Origin of the sequence: Citreicoccus inhibens (assembly GCF_019039035.1) — a bacterium.
Taxonomy (GTDB): domain Bacteria; phylum Myxococcota; class Myxococcia; order Myxococcales; family Myxococcaceae; genus Citreicoccus; species Citreicoccus inhibens.
Genome location: NZ_JAHNZT010000010.1, coordinates 83,245 through 98,640, shown reverse-complemented (window position 1 = coordinate 98,640; position 15,396 = coordinate 83,245). Strand labels below are relative to the sequence as shown.

Genomic DNA, 15,396 nt, shown 5'->3' with positions numbered 1-15,396 from the left:
ATTTAACGAACTCCTGGATTTATGCGGGGTAGGACTGTCCGCATGTGGACGATCCACTTGTGGTAAAATCCGCCTCTCTCGGAGTATTACAGGGCGGTCAGCGTCAGGGCCGGGGCCAGACGCGAACCCAGTCATCCTGGATGAGGCGGCCGCTGACGGTGTCGGTGCTGCCCGTCGCCATGAAGCGGCGAGGCGGGCCCTCGCTCGCCAGCCCGGCCTCTACCCAGAGGAGCAGGAGCGCGGCGGTGGCGATCACGCACAGGCGCTCGGCGAGCGCCTCGCGCCGCTGGGCGAGGGCCTTCAGGGGGAGCAGCAGCAAGGGAAGCAGGGCTGGAAAGACGGCGAGCATCCCGCGGCTGTAGCCGAAGAAGGCCAGGGTGATGAGCAGCCGGTGCGCCACCACACCGGTGAGCAGGAGGAAGTCTCGGTGGGCGGCGCGCAGGGACAGTCCCATACCCGCCAGCAGCAACAGCGCCAGGGGCCACTTGAGCCCGGGGCTGTCGGGGACGAAGACATCCACCGGCGCGCGATTGCCGCTCAGTCCCGCCGGCAGGTTGGAGACGCCGAGCCCCAGGCTGAGGCCATCCAGCCATCGGCTGAGCTTGGCGCCCAACAGGCCCGCGGCGTCGGCGGGGTGCTCGACGAGCCAGCGCAGGCCCTCGGCATAGCCGTGCAACAGCAGTCGGCGGTGCTCGGGCAAGGTGGCGTCGAGCTGGCCGTTGTGGCCTCCCTGGTTGATGAGGTCCGGCGCGAAGCCGCCCGTGGCTCCGGTGTGGTTGGCCATGGCGAAGTTGATGGGGCCGTAGACGGTGACGGGCGTGAACTCGGGCAGGGGCTCGAGCTGGGGCGTGCGCGCATTGAGCTCGCGCAGCACGCGCGCGTTGTGCACCGCCGAGGGCAGCAGCACCAGCCCCGACACCGCCAGGGCCACGCCCCAGCATGAGAGCCAGGCGCGCGGCGGCGTGGAGGGCTCGCGCCGAAGCCACGCGAAGCCCACGAGGAAGGGCCACAACGACAGGTGCTCGGCGCGGGTGAGCGTGCCCAGCCCCATCACCGCGCCCAGGGCGAGCGCGCCGCGCCAGGACCGCGGACCGGCGAGCACGAGCGCGCAGGTCGCGGAGAGCAAGAGCGCGTAGAGGACCTCGTTGCTGTACGTGGTGGACAGCACCAGCCACCCGAAGCTGGACGCGTAGAGTCCCGCCGCCAGCAGACTCCAGCCGGTGCCCAGCAGCTTGCGCCACCACGCCCAGGTGAGCGCCACCGTTCCGGAGCCCAGCACCGCGAGGCCCAGCTTGTAGGGGTACGCGCTGCCCTGCGGCTCCCCGAGCGCGCGGTACAGCAGGCCCAGGAACCAGGGGAACAGGGGCGGGTGGTAGGGCAGGGTGGCCTCGGGCTCGGTGCCTCGGGCCCACGCCAGCGCCGCGGTGTGGAAGAAGCGCGAGTCGCCGTAGAAGAAGATGGAGAAGGGCCAGTCGCGGTCCGGCGCTCCCAGCAGGTAGAGCCAGCGCAGCAGCAGGCTCGCGAGGAACGTGGCCGTCACGCCAGCCCACACTGGATGGCGGCGCAGCGGCTCACTCACGGCGCGCAGGGAGAGCTGGCCCATGGAAACCTCGCGGAGATGTTCGTGGCGCGACACCGCGGGAGTGCGCGCGGGCGGCGTGGACGCGGTAGCGTGGCGGCCACTGGGCGCGAGCGCGGGGCTCGCGCGTGGAGGGTGGAATGAGTCGCGTGCTGGACGAGCTGGTGTCGCTGCTGAAGCTGGAGCCCATCGAGGAGAACTTGTTCCGGGGGCGCAGTCAGGACCTGGGCTTCCGCCAGCTCTTCGGGGGGCAGGTGCTGGGGCAGGCCGTGTCCGCCGCGAGCCAGACCGTGGAGCCCGAGCGTCACGTGCACTCGCTGCACGGCTACTTCCTGCGCCCCGGTGATGCCGCGTTGCCCGTCGTCTACACCGTGGACCGGGTGCGCGACGGTGGCAGCTTCACCACGCGCCGCGTGGTGGCCATCCAGAAGGGACAGCCCATCTTCACGCTGATGGCCTCGTTCCAGGGGGACGAGCCCGGCTTCTCGCACCAGACGCCCATGCCCGATGTGCCGCCGCCCGAGTCCCTCCCCACGGACATCGAGCTGCTGGGCCGCCAGTCGCACCTCATCCCCGAGCGCGTGCGCGAGAAGTTCCTGTGCGCCAAGCCCATCGAGATGCGGCCCGTGACGTGGGTGGATCCGTTCGCCCCCGAGCGCACCGCGCCCATCAAACACGTGTGGTTCCGCGCGGACGGCCCGCTCCCGGAGGACCCGCAGATTCATCGCTCGGTGCTGGCGTATGCCTCGGACTTCAACCTCATCGCCACCGCGCTGCATCCGCACGGCGCCAGCTTCATGCAGCGCAACATGCAGATGGCCAGCCTGGACCACGCGCTCTGGTTTCACGGAGACCTGCGGGTGAGCGATTGGCTCCTGTACAGCATGGACAGTCCGTGGGCTGGCAACGCGAGAGGGCTGGCGCGCGGGCATGTCTTCACGCGCGACGGACGGCTCGTCGCCTCGGTGACCCAGGAAGGACTGCTGCGCCTGCGCCAGGACAAACCCTGACGCGCGGTGGCACGACCGGTGCCGCGTGGGCTGTCATTGATGGCACGCGTGGGTGCACGGCAGGTTCTCCCCCGTGGTGCCGTTGCCCCCGTGCCCCTTGGGCGCGAGGAGCACGGCCAGCGTCGCCACGGACGCCAACACCCCGGCGGCCACGCCTCCCGACACCAGCAGCGTGCGCGCCAGGTTGAAGTGGCGCACGCTCGCGGCCTGCACCTGCTCCATGGGCACCTCCACGGGCTGCTCCGGCCGTGACAGCGGGACGCCTACGAAGCGCGTGGCGTCCACGTGCACTTGCACGAAGCGCTCCTCCACCGTGGCGCCGTCACGGCGCACGAGCACGAGCGGCGTGTCCGCGCTGAAGGTGTGCTCGGTGCCCGCCACGTCGCGCAGCGAGCGCGTCTCCTTGGCCTCCCCCGGCCGCATGTCCCCCAGCTCCGTCAGCCGGACGCTGCGGTCATCCTTCCAGCCATCCAGCCGCGGCAGCTCCGAGCGCGGGATGGCGTACATGGTCGAACAACCGGTGGTGAGCAGCACGGCGGCGAGCGATGCGCCCAAGCGCATGGAGACAACCCCCAGGAGTTCAGCCGAGATTACCCGGGAATCGCCGCGTGATGAAAGGCCGGCGCCCCGCGCCCTTTGGAGGGCACGGAGCGCCGGCTTTCCGTCCGCTCAGTTCACCTTGTAGGTGGTGTTGAGGACGTCCTGGAGCGTGCGGCCCATGACCCAGCCGTCGTGGTAGACGACGCCGACGGGGACGATGGTGTCGTTGCGGTACAGGCCCACCTTCAAATAGTTCAGCATGCCGGAGTACTGGGTGGCCATGGCGCGCTTGGGCAGGACGAGCTTGCCGTTGTGATACAGCTCCACGAAGCCCACCGAGGCATTGGGTGACCAGCGCACGTGGAAGATGAAGTCCTGCCACGCGTTGCGCACCAGCGGCGTGCGCCAGACGATGGTGCCTCCGCTGCCGCCGACCTTGAGGAGGATCTCCTCGCCATTCACATAGAACTCGACGGGCGGCGAGCCGTCATTGCCCTCGTGGTGCCACTGCGCGAAGAGCTGCCACGTCTTGGCGCTCGGGTAGTTCGAGGCGAACAGGTTGCTCCAGCGGTAGTAGTACTCGGAGCCCGCGGGCTCGCGCGTCATCTTCACCAGCTCGTTGCGGTTGCCGCTGGCGTTGATGGGGTCGTCTCCCTGCTTCACCGTGGCCTGGAGCGCGTAGCGGCCATCGCGCGTGGGCGACGTCACCACCTGGAGGCGATCCGCGCTGACCATCTGCGCGCGGTCCCACTGGCTGCGGTCTCCCGTCTCGAAGTCGCCCCTCCAGACGAGGTTGGGATTGGTCGACGGCGTCGTGCCCGTCCCCGTCCCGCTGCCCGTCCCGGGGCTGGCGGCGGTGCCACAGGCTCGGGCCTCGGCGATGCTCGCCCAATCATTGAGGGTGTTGCCGAAGACGGTGATGCGCACCCGGCGGGCCGAGCGGCCCGTGAAGGTGTACGTCTCGGCCGCGGTCGTCTTGCCGGAGCTCTTGCCGCTGTAGACCTGCGTGTAGCTGGAGCCGTCCGGCGCCAGCGACACCGTGAAGGTGCTCGCGCGCAGGTTGCCTTGATGCCACGCGATGGACACGCCATTCACGTTCTGGAGGGTGCCCAGGTCGTAGTCGATCCACTGACCCTTGCCGAGGCTGCTCCAGCGCGTCGTCGTCTTGTCGTCCAGGGTGTTCCCTGGGCCGTTGCCGTCGTCTCCGCTGGCCTTCACGGCGACGATGGAGAGCTGCGTGCAGCCTTGGGTGGTGAGCGCCGCGGTGGCGCTCGCCATCGCTGAGACAGAGTCCGCGGATTCGGATGTCGACTCCGCGTTCACCAACTCAGGAGCGCCGCAGCCCAGCGCGGCGGTGACAAGCAACGACTCGACCAGCAGAAGGGATTTCTTCATGAGGGGTCGGGGGGGAAAGACAGTCGTGGATGAAACGCGCGTGGGGGACGCGCGGACGAGGAACGAGGGACGTCTGGCGTTGCGGTGGCAAGCGCGGACAGGACACCCGCGGCATGGCGGACAGGTGCCCGCGACCGAGGGTGAGACCACGCCGTCTCTGTGGGGTGAGGCTTTCTCCGTCCGGTGGCCGAGATGGCCTCCGGGGCTCCAAGTGAGGAAGGGTGTAGCGAAGTTTTGTTTTGAGCACAACCAATGCTGAACACGCCTGCATGCTCAGTAAGAAGCGCACCGAATCACAGACACCGGGTTTCGGCCGCGAGAGTGAAAACATGCAGCATGTCCACAGTCTGAAGTTGCCTGCCCGCGCCGTGAGTCATTCCGTGGCTCAGACGGTCCGTGCCGCCGTCTCCGCGAGCCACGGGACTCCACCCCGGGTCTCGCGGCATGACCTGAGGTCGCGCGCGAGAATCCCGGCCGCGAGAGGCCCCTCCGCGGCGCTCCGCTCCAGCCGGACTCGACTTCGAGCGGGAGTTCGCCCTTCGAGGGGTGGGCCCGAGGGGGCTCGCTCGGTTGCTCATCGTCGCCGCGAAGCGCGGAGAGGCGCTGACCGGGCCCGAAGGCCGTCTCCACGTGACGCCTGGTTCGTGTCATGCGCTCCGGCGCGGTCCCGAGCCGGCCCCGGCCCGCGGCGATCGCCGCACCGCTCTGTTTGGGAATGGCTGTCCAGGCTGTCTGGGATGATTGTCTTTGCGAGGCATGGCTGAAGGCCGGATTCGGGCCTGACGGCGCGATGTCCGCGCGCCGGAGTGGGGCGCGGCGGTCGGCATGGGCAGACATGGCGCGCGGGGGATGCGAGGCATTGGCGTGACGGGGGCGTGGCGAAGCCTCCGGGGGCGCGGACCCAGGGGCTGGTGGCCCGGGCAGCCCTGCGGGGCGATATGGCGTCGGGCAGAGAAATGGCAGTCATTGGCCCGCGTCCGCGATCGAGCGCCCGGGGACGCGGGGGGAGGGCCGTGGGCATGGCGCATCGCGGCTGGAATGGCGCGCGCGGTCGAGGCCGGACGCGTCGACGTGGGCGTTCGTCCTGCGGGGCGCTCGCGGTGGTGGGCGATGGGCCCATGACGCGCACGCTCGGAGCGGGTGGGTGGCCACCCGGCTTCCCGAAGGGTCTGATCGCGGACAAGATCGAGACTTCCGCGGAGAAGGGGCAACCGCTGTCATCCAGAAATACCCGCGTCGCTGCGAACGAGGCCGGTACAGTGCCGCACGCCATGACAAGGCCAGTTTCAGCCTATGTCCCACGGAGCGAGCGCAAGCCGCTGTACGTGAAGGTCGTCACCGAGCCGTCGCTGCACGGTTGCTGGGCCGTGAACATCAGCGAGACGGGCATCGGGCTCATCGCCACGCCGCGCACCACCTCCGAGGGGCCGCGCGAGAGCGAGGCCGTGGAGATGTCCTTCCTGCTGCCGGGCACGGGCGCGCACGTGCGCGTGCGCGGCGATGTTCGCTGGCGCCACGACATGACGGGCGCGGCGGGGATGGTGGCCGCGCTGGGCGTGAGCTTCCGGGCCTTCGAGGGCTCGGACGGACTGAAGCTGGCGCGCTATCTGGCCACCGCGCACGTCCAGGTGGCCGTGGCCTTCGCCAGCGCCGAGGAGGCGCGGGGCCTGCGCATGGCGCTGGAGGGACAGGCGACGCCCCACTTCGCTTCCACCCTCCCGGACGCGCACGCGCTGCTGGCGCGCGGCGACATGGCCGCGCTGCTGGTGTGCGGCAACGTCGAGGAGCAGGCCCTGGAGCTGGTGGAGCGTCTGGCCGTCCTGCGCGCGGAGGTGGACCCCTCCGGCGCGGGTCCGCCGAGCGACCTCGCCTCGCGGATCATCTACTGCGCCCCCGCCGCGCCGGAGCGGCTGGTGGCCCTGTTCAATACCGGACGCATCTTCCGCGCGCTGGGGCCCGAGCCGCGGCTCGACCTGGTGCGCCAGGCGGTGCTCCAGGCCTGTCGTGAGCACGGCGTGCGCACCGAGCAGTGGCGCATGGCGTTGGAGCTGGAGCGCAACCTCCTGCGTGAGCGCGCGTTGTCCCATGCGCCCGCGGGGCCGGGGCGCGGCTCGGATGACGTGGGCTTTCGCAGCGCCGCCATGCAGCGGGTGATGGAGATGGTGCGGCTGGTCGCTCCGCACCGCGTGGCGGTGTTGCTGCAAGGCGAGACGGGCACGGGCAAGGAGGTGCTCGCGCGCATCCTGCATCGGCTCAGCGGGCGCGGTGACGTGCCGCTCGTGGTGCAGGACTGCGGCGCCCTCACCGAGACGCTCCTGGAGAGCGAGCTGTTTGGCCACGTGAAGGGGGCCTTCACGGGCGCGGTGGCGGACCACCCCGGCCTCTTCGTGCTGGCCAACGGGGGCACCGTCTTCCTGGATGAGATCGAGAACACCACCCCGAACCTCCAGGCCAAGCTGCTGCGCGTGCTGGAGACGGGCGACGTGCGCCCCGTGGGCGGCACGCAGGTGCGGCACGTGGACGTGCGCGTGGTGGCGGCCAGCAACCGCGACCTGGGCGAGGAGGTGCGCGCGGGCCGCTTCCGCGCGGATCTCTTCTACCGCCTCAACAGCTTCACCCTGGACATCCCCCCGCTGCGCGACCGTCCCGAGGACATCCCCGAGCTGGCGCGCGCCTTCCTCGATCAATTCAACCTGTCGCTGAAGCGCTCCGCCACGGGGGTGGCTCCGGACGCGGCCGAGGTGCTGCGGGGCTACGCGTGGCCGGGCAACGTGCGCGAGCTGCGCAACGTGATGGAGCGCGCGGTGCTGCTCTCGCGGCCGGGGGAGGTGGTGACGCGGCGCCTCTTGCCCCCGGGGATGCTCAACGCGGTGCCGCCGCGCGGGGAGCAATCCAGCGATGGCTCCCTGCGCGCTCGCCTGCACCACGTGGAGCGTGAGCTCATCCGCGAGGCCCTGGAGCGCCACGGCGGCGTGCTGCGGCGCGCGGCGGTCGCGCTGGGCATGGACCCGGTGACCCTGGGCCGCCGCGCGCGCCGCCACGGACTGTGGAAGGCGGACTGAAGTCGTCGCTCAGTGGAAGCGGATCCACTGGGCGATGGGCTGCCACACCCGGTCCTTCGCGTCGCTCGCGAGGAACAGGTCGGCGTGGCCGTAGTCCAGCGCGCGCGAGTTCTCCGACGACTGCGTGCGGATGATGCGCACCGTCACGTCGGTGCTGCCCAGGAGGCTCAGCGAGTATTCGCCGTAGCGTCCGATGCCGCCCGCCGCGCCCACGTACAGCACCGGCACGCGCACATCCTTGAGGTGGTCGTCATACGGGACGTCCAAGTCGCCGCACAGCTGGCCCTCCAGCTCCACCACCTCGGTGAGGCTTTGGTAGGGCGCGCTCATCTGGAGGTAGTCGAAGAGGTACGACTCGCGCGTGAACGTGAGCGCCTCGGGCATGTTCGTGGACGTGTCCGGGATGCCCGCCGTGAGGTGGTAGCCCGGCGTCATCGGGTTGAGCCGCCGGGGCACGAAGAGAGAGCCCGTGGCCGCCGCGGCGATGATGGCGAACTGGCGGTTGGTGGGCGGCGCCATCCCCGACCCGTCCGTGAACGGGATGGGCGACGGGGCGTTCGGCGCGGCGCTCGCGAGCTGGCCAATCAGCTTCACCGTCGTCCCGGGCGCGGTGCCCAGCAGCCCGCCCTCATAGACCTTCTGGCTCCGCGTCTGCGCGAGCTGCACATACCGGTCGCACGCCCACTGGCGCTGCTGATCATCCTGGGGCGAGAAGCGCACCGCCATGTCCATGGGGATGAAGCCATCCACCTGCCGCAGCGCGCGCGGCCACTGGGACTCGGCATTCAAGTAGGCGTAGCCCACCGCGGCGCCCCGGCTCCAGCCGAGCAGGAACATCCGGTCCGGATTGCCCAGGCCCGGCTGACGCATGGCCCGCGCCAGCGACAGCGCCACGCGCACGTCCTGCACGTGGGTCTCCATGGACCAGTTCGCCATGAAGTCGAAGTTGGTCAGGCCCAGCGGCACGTTGACCCAGCGCATGTCCATGCCCCAGACGTCCAGGCCCTCGTCGGCCAGGTACGCCGCGATGGACTGCCGGACGGACACCTGCTGCGTCCTCGCCCCCGACAGGAACGCCGAGGTGAAGCCCCACAGGTCTCCGTGAATCATGAAGACGGCCTTGCCCCCGCGCAGCGCGTGCCAGGGCAGCAGCTCCTTCACCACGCGGTGCACCACGAGGACGTCATACGGACTCGGCCCCACCTGGAGCCGGTACGTGTAGTGCGCCACGTTACCGAACAGCCACTCCCGCTCGGGGACCTGACTGGCCAGGCGCGCCGTCAGGTCCTCTTGCGCCTGGGCACCCGCCTGGACCGTCAGTGCCTGTTGGACCTCCGCCGCGGCCGGGACCTGCCAGGCCCCCTCCTCACCCGCGGGAACCACGCCCTCGCCACAGCCAAGCCCCAGCAGGGCGCACGCGATGCCAAAGCTCAACATGGAACGCATACCGACCTCGAATCCAGATGTGTGTGACACAGGGAAGCATCCCTTCCGGCCCTGACCCAGACGCGGTCCCGCCTTGAGCAGATTCCGCGCCAGCAGCTAACCCCCTGAAAAGACTGGAAATGCCCTTCAGGGTCGGACTTCACCCGCGAAGTCCAGTGGGGCGGGATTCGGCACAACCCCTCGCCATTGTTGGCGTCTTCCGGCCCTTCACCGCTGATGCATGCGACTCACCAGTGCCGCACTGGGTCCGCAGAGCCGCGGACGCCTCCGGTGCCGCAATGCATCAGGGCGGTAATTGTCCGCAAGTGAACATGTCCGTGCTCACAACGCAAGACATGAATACTGAGACAGGAACTCAACGCTGGAAGTGATGGGCGCCGGACAGCGGAGGCGGAACTGGGGGAGTGCTCAACACACGCTAGGGGGAACCCCTCGCGGGAGAGGTGGGAAAGGACCGACAAAGAAAGGCCCCACCACCCCAGCGGGAGGCCCCATGTCGAACCCAGTCCTCGTGGACAACATCTGGACCGAATTCGCACACAGCTACGATCAGATGATTCCGGAGCTGCCCTGCTACAAGCGTCAGCTCGGCAAGATTCTGCGAGACACGTTGGATCGCCCGTATGTCATCGACGCGGGCTGCGGCACGGGCCTGGCGAGTGAGCGGCTCGCGCGGCGCGGCCACACCGTGTCTGGCTTCGACAACAACCCGGCCATGTTGGCGCGCGCGGTGTTGAAGCAGGCCGCGGAGCCGGACAGCGTGCGCGCGCGCTGGCGGGTGCAGCCGGGCACCGTGACGGAGTTCCCGCCCGACGTCGCGGGCGACGCGGACGCGGTGGTGATGAACAACGTCCTCTTCTATGTGCGCGAGCCCGTGCGCGCGCTGCGCGAGGCCTTCACGCACCTGAAGCCCGGCGGCGTCCTGCTGGCCACGAGCAACAAGCGCCCGCGGCCGGATCTCCAGAAGGTGCTGCGCCACTCCATCGAGGAGTGGAAGGCCGAGGGGCGCTGGGGCGAGGCGCTCCAGGCCGCGGTGACACACCACGAGTCGTGCGCGCGCCGCCTCACCACGGACCCCAACGAGATGGTGACGTTCTACGAACCTGACGCGCTCGTAGCGGAACTGGAGCGCGTGGGCTTCCGCCGCGCGCTCGTCGTCGACGGAGACGACTACTACGGCGAGAACTTCTACGTCTGCATGGAGAAGTGAGGAGGGCACCCCCATGGTCGACCCGCGATTCCAACGCAACCTCGGCGTGATGACCCCGGAGCTGCTTCACAGACTCTCGCAGACCCATGTGCTCGTGGCGGGCGTGGGCGGCGCGGGAGGCCAGTGCGCGGTGGACCTCACGCGCCTGGGCTTCGGCTGCCTCACCCTGGCGGACTTCGATGTCTACGAGCGCCACAACATGAACCGCCAGGTGGGGTGCTTCGAGAGCACCTTGAACCAATCCAAGGTGGAGGTGGTGGGCCGCATGTGTCTGGATATCCGCCCGGACCTGCGCCTGCGCCGCGTGCTCCAGGGCATCACCGACGAGAACATCGAAGACGTGCTCGCCGGCGCGGAGGGCCTGCCTCCCGTGGATTACGTGGTGGAGGTCATCGACATCGCGGGCGCGCGCGCCAAGGAGTCGCTCCACCAGGCGTGCCGCCGCCGCAAGGTCCCCATCATGACGGGCCTCATGCTGGGGTTCGGCGCCGCGCTCCATGTCTTCCAGCCGGATGCGCCGCTCTACGAGGAGCTCTACATCCTGCCGGACGGCCGCATCGACCTGCCGAAGATCATCCCCCACCTGGGCAGCTACATGCTCCAGGAATACATGGACGCCTGCTATCAGGGCCGAGGCCACGCGCCCACGTGTGTCATTGGCGCCACCACCGCGGCCGGGTTGATGGTGAGTGAAATCATGCGCGGCGTGATGCTGGGGCCCTCCCAGATGGTGTCCTGGCCCGAGTACCTCTACGTGGACCTCTTCGATCACCGCTACGTGCGTGCGTCCATCCCCGCCTCGCGCACCGGGGCGGAGGCGCGCACGGCGCGGCGCTGAGCACCCCACGACAAAGCCCCCGTCTTCCCCGCATGGCACGAGGAAGCGGGGGCTTGGGAGGGCCGCGGCCCCGGCTCGCTCAGGCCACGACGCCGCGCGTGCGCGCCTCGCTGATGATGCGGTCGCCGTCCACGCCCAGCCGCTTGGCGATGAACGGCGCGGCCCCCTCGGCGCTCTTGTGCACCCGGATGAATTGATCATCGTACGTGCGCGTGACGATGAGCATCCCGGACACGATGACGCGCTGGAGGTTGTGCTGCAGTTCGCTCCCCTCGATGATGACGTGGATCTCCGAGAAGAACGGCCGCGCGTCCGACAGCATGTTGGACAGCGTCCGGCGCTGCTCGCTGTTGGGCACCGCCGCCTTCGAACCCGTGCTGGACACCAGGATCATCGGCTGCTGGAACTGCTGATATGCCTGCTGCATCTTCGTGAAGACCGACAGGACTTCATCCTGGTTCGGTGGCGAGTCCCACCGGAGGAAGAAGACCTTGTCGATGATGTCAGTCCTGTAAACCGGAGGTGCCATGGCGTCCCGTGACTCCTTGGTTGATGGGCCGGGCCCGTCCCGGTCCGTTGCGTCTCGTCGAGCAACCGCGGTGCTGACTCGGCGGGGCTAGCGGCATCCTGCGCTTGCCCCTGGGCGACGAAAGTAGCCCCAAGGGCTGACATTGCGCAGACAACACATGATGTGCCCTCGAGCGCCTGCAGTGTTGCCAGGGCGCAGTCTGGCCCATTGCACTGTCTGACATTGGACGGAGACCTCGGACTGGAGGGCGTCTGGATTTGCACGCCCGCCTGCGACATCCCCCGCCGCGTCCGCACCCGCGAGTCCAATCCCAGTCGCCAAACGCCGTGAGACTGAATTCAAGACAGAAATCAGAAAAAAGAAAACCCCGGGAGCCTTGAGGGCTCCCGGGGTGGGGCACCGCCTCCGCCCCGAGCTGGGACGGAGGCTGCATGCGGGGACTAGCCGCCCGTGATGGTGGCGGCGGGGGCCAGCAGGTTGGCGTTGACGTCCGCGTCGGTGAACAGGATCGGGCGCCACTGCTTCTGGGAGAAGAGGTGCGTCTGGTCCGCGAAGAACGGCGAGGTGGCGTCGTCAGACTCGCTGTAGGTCAGCACGGCCTGCGCGGTCGGGCCGCTGTCCGTGAACTGCATGGCCATGACGAAGCTGCTGCCGTTGTTGATGATGTAGCCGTCCTTGGTCAGGCCCGTGCGGGTGCTGAGCACGGGGCCGCGCGCGGCGGTCGCGTCCAGGGTGGACTTGAGCGTGCCGTAGGAGACGACGTTGGTGACGCCGTCGCGCGACATGCCACCGTGCAGGCCGATGCGCGTACCGGTGCGCGCGGTGAACTGGACGGAGGACAGCGTCGAGTCCAGCGCGATGCCCGCCGTGTTCAGCGTGTCCACGGCCTGCGCGAGCTTCACGAGGACCGGGTCGTCACCCGTGGCGGGGGCCGGGGTCAGCGTGTTCGGCGTGGTGATGGGGTTGGCCGGATCGAACGGGACCGCGAAGAACGGACCGGCGTTCATGAGGCTCAGCTCGGGGACCGTGCCGCCCAGCTCGCGCCAGATGATGGCGCCCTTGGCGTCCGCGTCGAAGCGGCCGTTCCACGCGGTCAGGATGGTGCACGCGCGGCTGATGTCCACGTTCTTGCTGTTGTACGGGATGGTCGTCTTGCCCGCGCAACGCTCGGCCACGGACGCGCGCAGCGCCTCCGCGGTGCTGCTGCGGTTGCTGAACACCGCCGTCTTCAGCTCGTCCATCGTGAACTTCCCATCCTCGCCGGAGGCCGCGTTCACGCCCGTCTCGGTGAGGGTGATGAGGTTCATGTGCGTACGCGTGGTCTGCGGAACCTTCTCCAGACCGTGCATGGGCGAGAAGCCCGTCAGCGGCTGGTTGGGGTTGGCCAGCCAGTAGCTGTCATTGGCGTTGAAGACGAAGTCGCGGCGGGAGATCTGCGGAATCTTGCTGAAGGGCACCAGACCGGGGCTGCGCGTGGGCGCGCTCGTGTCGTTCTGCCACTCGTTCAGCGCGGTGCTGCCGTCCAGGAGCACCACGCCCAGCGAATCCCAGAAGGTCTTGGTGGCCGGATCCACGCCCTTGGCGTAGTTCCACGTGGCCTGGGCCTCGGGCTTCAGGTTCGGGGTGGGGGAGGCATCGGCGTACCAGGTGTTGCCATCCTTGTCCGCCGCCATGGTGTTCACCCAGGGGATGCCCTGTGCCTTCGCGTAGGCCGCCTGGAACTCCGCCATGCTGTTGGCCTTGTTCATCGAGTGGAACTGATCGAGGAACGTGGCGTTGTCGATGTTGGCGTCACGCACGGCGAGCACCGACTTGGTGGTCCAGTCGGCCGTGCCCGGGATGGCCATGATGGGGCCGTAGTGGCTGCTGTAGAGCGTGCGGGTGATGGTGGTGAGCGAGCCCTCGGGCAGCTTCACCAGGATGCTGAACGTGCGCGCCGTCATCGCCCGCTCTTCGACCGTGCCGTCTTCCTTCTTGTAGTAGTAGCTGGTCGGCTTGCCGGGGACGAGCGACAGCCCGTACACCGTCATGCGCGCGCCGGACGAGAACGTGTGCGTCCAGCCGATGTGCTCGTTGAATCCGATGAGCACGGCGGGCACGCCCAGCAGGCCCACGCCGTAGATGTTCATCTGGCCGGGGACGGTCAGCTGGCTCTCCCAGAGCTTCAGCTCGCCTTCCCAGGGGAAGTGCGGGTTGGCCATGACCATGCCGCGTCCCGTGGACGAGCGCTCGGCGCCAATGGCCCAACCGTTGCTGCCGAAGTCCGCCTTGCGCAGCTCCTTGAGCTGCTCCATGGACGGCTCCACCAGGCGCTGGGCGCCCGTGGCGGCCGGCGGGGTGGCCGCGGCGATGGCCAGCACCAGCTGGTTCACGCCACCGGTGAGGGTGATGTTGAGATCGTACGCCAGCAGGTCGACCTCGGTGATGGGCTTGACCCAGGCGGCCTTGGTGCAGGGCGCCGGCAGCTTCTCCGGAGGCGTCTCCGCGACGTACTTGTTGTAGCCGACCACGTAGCCGCGCAGCAGCTCCTTGATCTCATCCGGCTGCGTTTCGAACGCCGTGCGCGCCTTGTTGTAGATGTCCAGCGACAGGTACGCGAGGTCCGAGCCGACGTTGGCGTTGCCCGCGCCGGGGCCGTTGTAGCGCGCGCGCTCGCTGCGCACCTTCACGATCTGATCCGCCAGGGTACAGACGTGGTCCTGCGCGAAGGCGTAGGCCTGACCAAAGCCCAGGCTGCCCATGTCCTTCGCGGTGATGTGCGGGATGCCGTGGCTGGTGCGGCGGATGGTGGCCTCGTACTTCGGAGGCGAGGGCGGCGGGGTGACGGGCGGCTTGACGTCGTCGTCACCACAGCCCGCGGCGGTGACAAGTGCCAGCGATGCGAAGAGAGGAAGTTGCCAACGGGAGGCTCGGAAGAACCGGGCCGCGCCGCGAGGGAGCGATGGGGAATTGCGGTCGTGCATGGCGGCCCGAGCCTAGAGACGCGGTGATTCCACCGTCAAAATGTTTCTGGGATTTGACTCTTCACGCGCTCCACGTGGGAGACGCGGTGCGCCATGAGTTCTGGAAGACAGGGAGAACAGGGCGTGTGTTAGGAGAAGGGTCCCATGACGACCGAGCAGCCGCAGCCCCGGGCCCGTCGCCCGCGGCGTCACTTCTCGATGATTCGCACCTTCGTGCTGGCTGACTTCGTGACGCTCGGCAATGGCTTTGCCGGGGCGGGCAGCATCCTGGCCGCCATGCAGTACCTGGCGACGGGCGCGTTGGATTTCCTGTGGCTGGCGTATGGGTTGATGCCCGTGGCGCTGGTGATGGACGTGGCGGATGGGCGGATTGCCCGCTGGCGCTTCAAGAAGTCACCCCTGGGGGCGGACCTCGACTCGCTGGCGGACGTCATCTCGTTCGGCATGGCGCCCGCGGCGCTGGGGTTCGCGGCGGGCCTGCGTGGCGGATGGGACGTGGCGGCCCTGCTGTACTTCGTGGCGTGTGGCATCAGCCGGTTGGCGCGCTTCAATGTCACCTCCGCGGCGCTCTCCGACGAGACGGGCAAGGTGAAGTACTTCGAGGGGACGCCCATCCCCACCAGTCTGCTGCTGGTGATGGTGTTGGCGGTGCTGACGTGGCAGGGCCGCATCGGCGCGCAGCTGGCGGGCGGTTTGTGGCAGTGGGGGCCCTTCGGGCTCCACCCGCTGGCGCTGCTCTACGTCGCCAGTGGAAGCGCGATGATCAGCAAGACCCTGCGCATTCCCAAGGTGTAGCCGGCAGCTCCCTGAGAATTCCCAGGTGT

General features: G+C 68.9%; 11 protein-coding genes. 5 read left to right on the top strand and 6 right to left on the bottom strand.

Going from position 1 to position 15,396, the window contains the following annotated elements; genetic code table 11:
• Window positions 1-103 precede the first annotated feature (103 nt).
• Window positions 104-1,603, bottom strand: a complete 1,500-nt coding sequence (locus KRR26_RS14980) for an ArnT family glycosyltransferase (RefSeq protein WP_217080146.1) — start codon at window positions 1,601-1,603, stop codon at window positions 104-106.
• Between the two features lie 116 nt (window positions 1,604-1,719).
• Between KRR26_RS14980 and tesB the strand changes: the two genes are divergently transcribed.
• Entirely contained in the window at window positions 1,720-2,589 is an 870-nt protein-coding gene (tesB, locus tag KRR26_RS14975; RefSeq protein ID WP_120206973.1) for an acyl-CoA thioesterase II, read from the top strand.
• Window positions 2,590-2,622: 33 nt separating this feature from the next.
• Here tesB and KRR26_RS14970 read toward each other — a convergent pair whose 3' ends face one another.
• Both KRR26_RS14970 and KRR26_RS14965 read right to left on the bottom strand, forming a co-directional pair.
• Window positions 2,623-3,150, bottom strand: coding sequence for a hypothetical protein (locus KRR26_RS14970; RefSeq protein ID WP_217080145.1), 528 nt, complete (start codon window positions 3,148-3,150; stop codon window positions 2,623-2,625).
• Between the two features lie 108 nt (window positions 3,151-3,258).
• A complete protein-coding gene (locus KRR26_RS14965) occupies window positions 3,259-4,524 on the bottom strand; it encodes a heparin lyase I family protein (RefSeq protein ID WP_120206969.1) in 1,266 nt (421 codons plus the stop codon).
• A 1,271-nt stretch (window positions 4,525-5,795) separates the two neighbouring features.
• Here KRR26_RS14965 and KRR26_RS14960 point away from each other — a divergent pair.
• Window positions 5,796-7,586: a sigma 54-interacting transcriptional regulator gene (locus KRR26_RS14960; RefSeq protein WP_120206967.1), complete on the top strand. Its 1,791-nt coding sequence runs from the start codon at window positions 5,796-5,798 to the stop codon at window positions 7,584-7,586.
• Between the two features lie 9 nt (window positions 7,587-7,595).
• On the opposite strand, the gene KRR26_RS14955 is transcribed toward KRR26_RS14960, so the two are convergent.
• A complete protein-coding gene (locus KRR26_RS14955; RefSeq protein WP_217080144.1) occupies window positions 7,596-9,032 on the bottom strand; it encodes a lysophospholipase in 1,437 nt (478 codons plus the stop codon).
• A 493-nt stretch (window positions 9,033-9,525) separates the two neighbouring features.
• Between KRR26_RS14955 and KRR26_RS14950 the strand changes: the two genes are divergently transcribed.
• Both KRR26_RS14950 and KRR26_RS14945 read left to right on the top strand, forming a co-directional pair.
• Window positions 9,526-10,242 carry a class I SAM-dependent methyltransferase gene (locus tag KRR26_RS14950; protein WP_120206963.1) on the top strand — a complete coding sequence of 239 codons (717 nt, stop codon included), beginning with the start codon at window positions 9,526-9,528 and terminating at the stop codon, window positions 10,240-10,242.
• 13 nt (window positions 10,243-10,255) lie between these two features.
• Entirely contained in the window at window positions 10,256-11,080 is an 825-nt protein-coding gene (locus tag KRR26_RS14945) for a ThiF family adenylyltransferase (RefSeq protein WP_217080143.1), read from the top strand.
• A gap of 79 nt (window positions 11,081-11,159) precedes the next feature.
• Here the strand turns inward: KRR26_RS14945 and KRR26_RS14940 are convergent, their stop codons facing one another.
• Both KRR26_RS14940 and KRR26_RS14935 read right to left on the bottom strand, forming a co-directional pair.
• Window positions 11,160-11,609 (bottom strand): DofA protein, encoded by a 450-nt coding sequence (locus KRR26_RS14940; protein WP_120206959.1) that lies wholly within the window; start codon window positions 11,607-11,609, stop codon window positions 11,160-11,162.
• 440 nt (window positions 11,610-12,049) lie between these two features.
• A complete protein-coding gene (locus KRR26_RS14935; RefSeq protein ID WP_120206957.1) occupies window positions 12,050-14,572 on the bottom strand; it encodes a penicillin acylase family protein in 2,523 nt (840 codons plus the stop codon).
• Window positions 14,573-14,716: 144 nt separating this feature from the next.
• Here KRR26_RS14935 and KRR26_RS14930 point away from each other — a divergent pair, with 144 nt between their 5' ends.
• On the top strand, window positions 14,717-15,367 hold the full coding sequence (locus KRR26_RS14930) for a CDP-alcohol phosphatidyltransferase family protein (RefSeq protein WP_120206955.1): 651 nt from the start codon (window positions 14,717-14,719) through the stop codon (window positions 15,365-15,367).
• The last annotated feature ends 29 nt before the right edge of the window (window positions 15,368-15,396 follow it).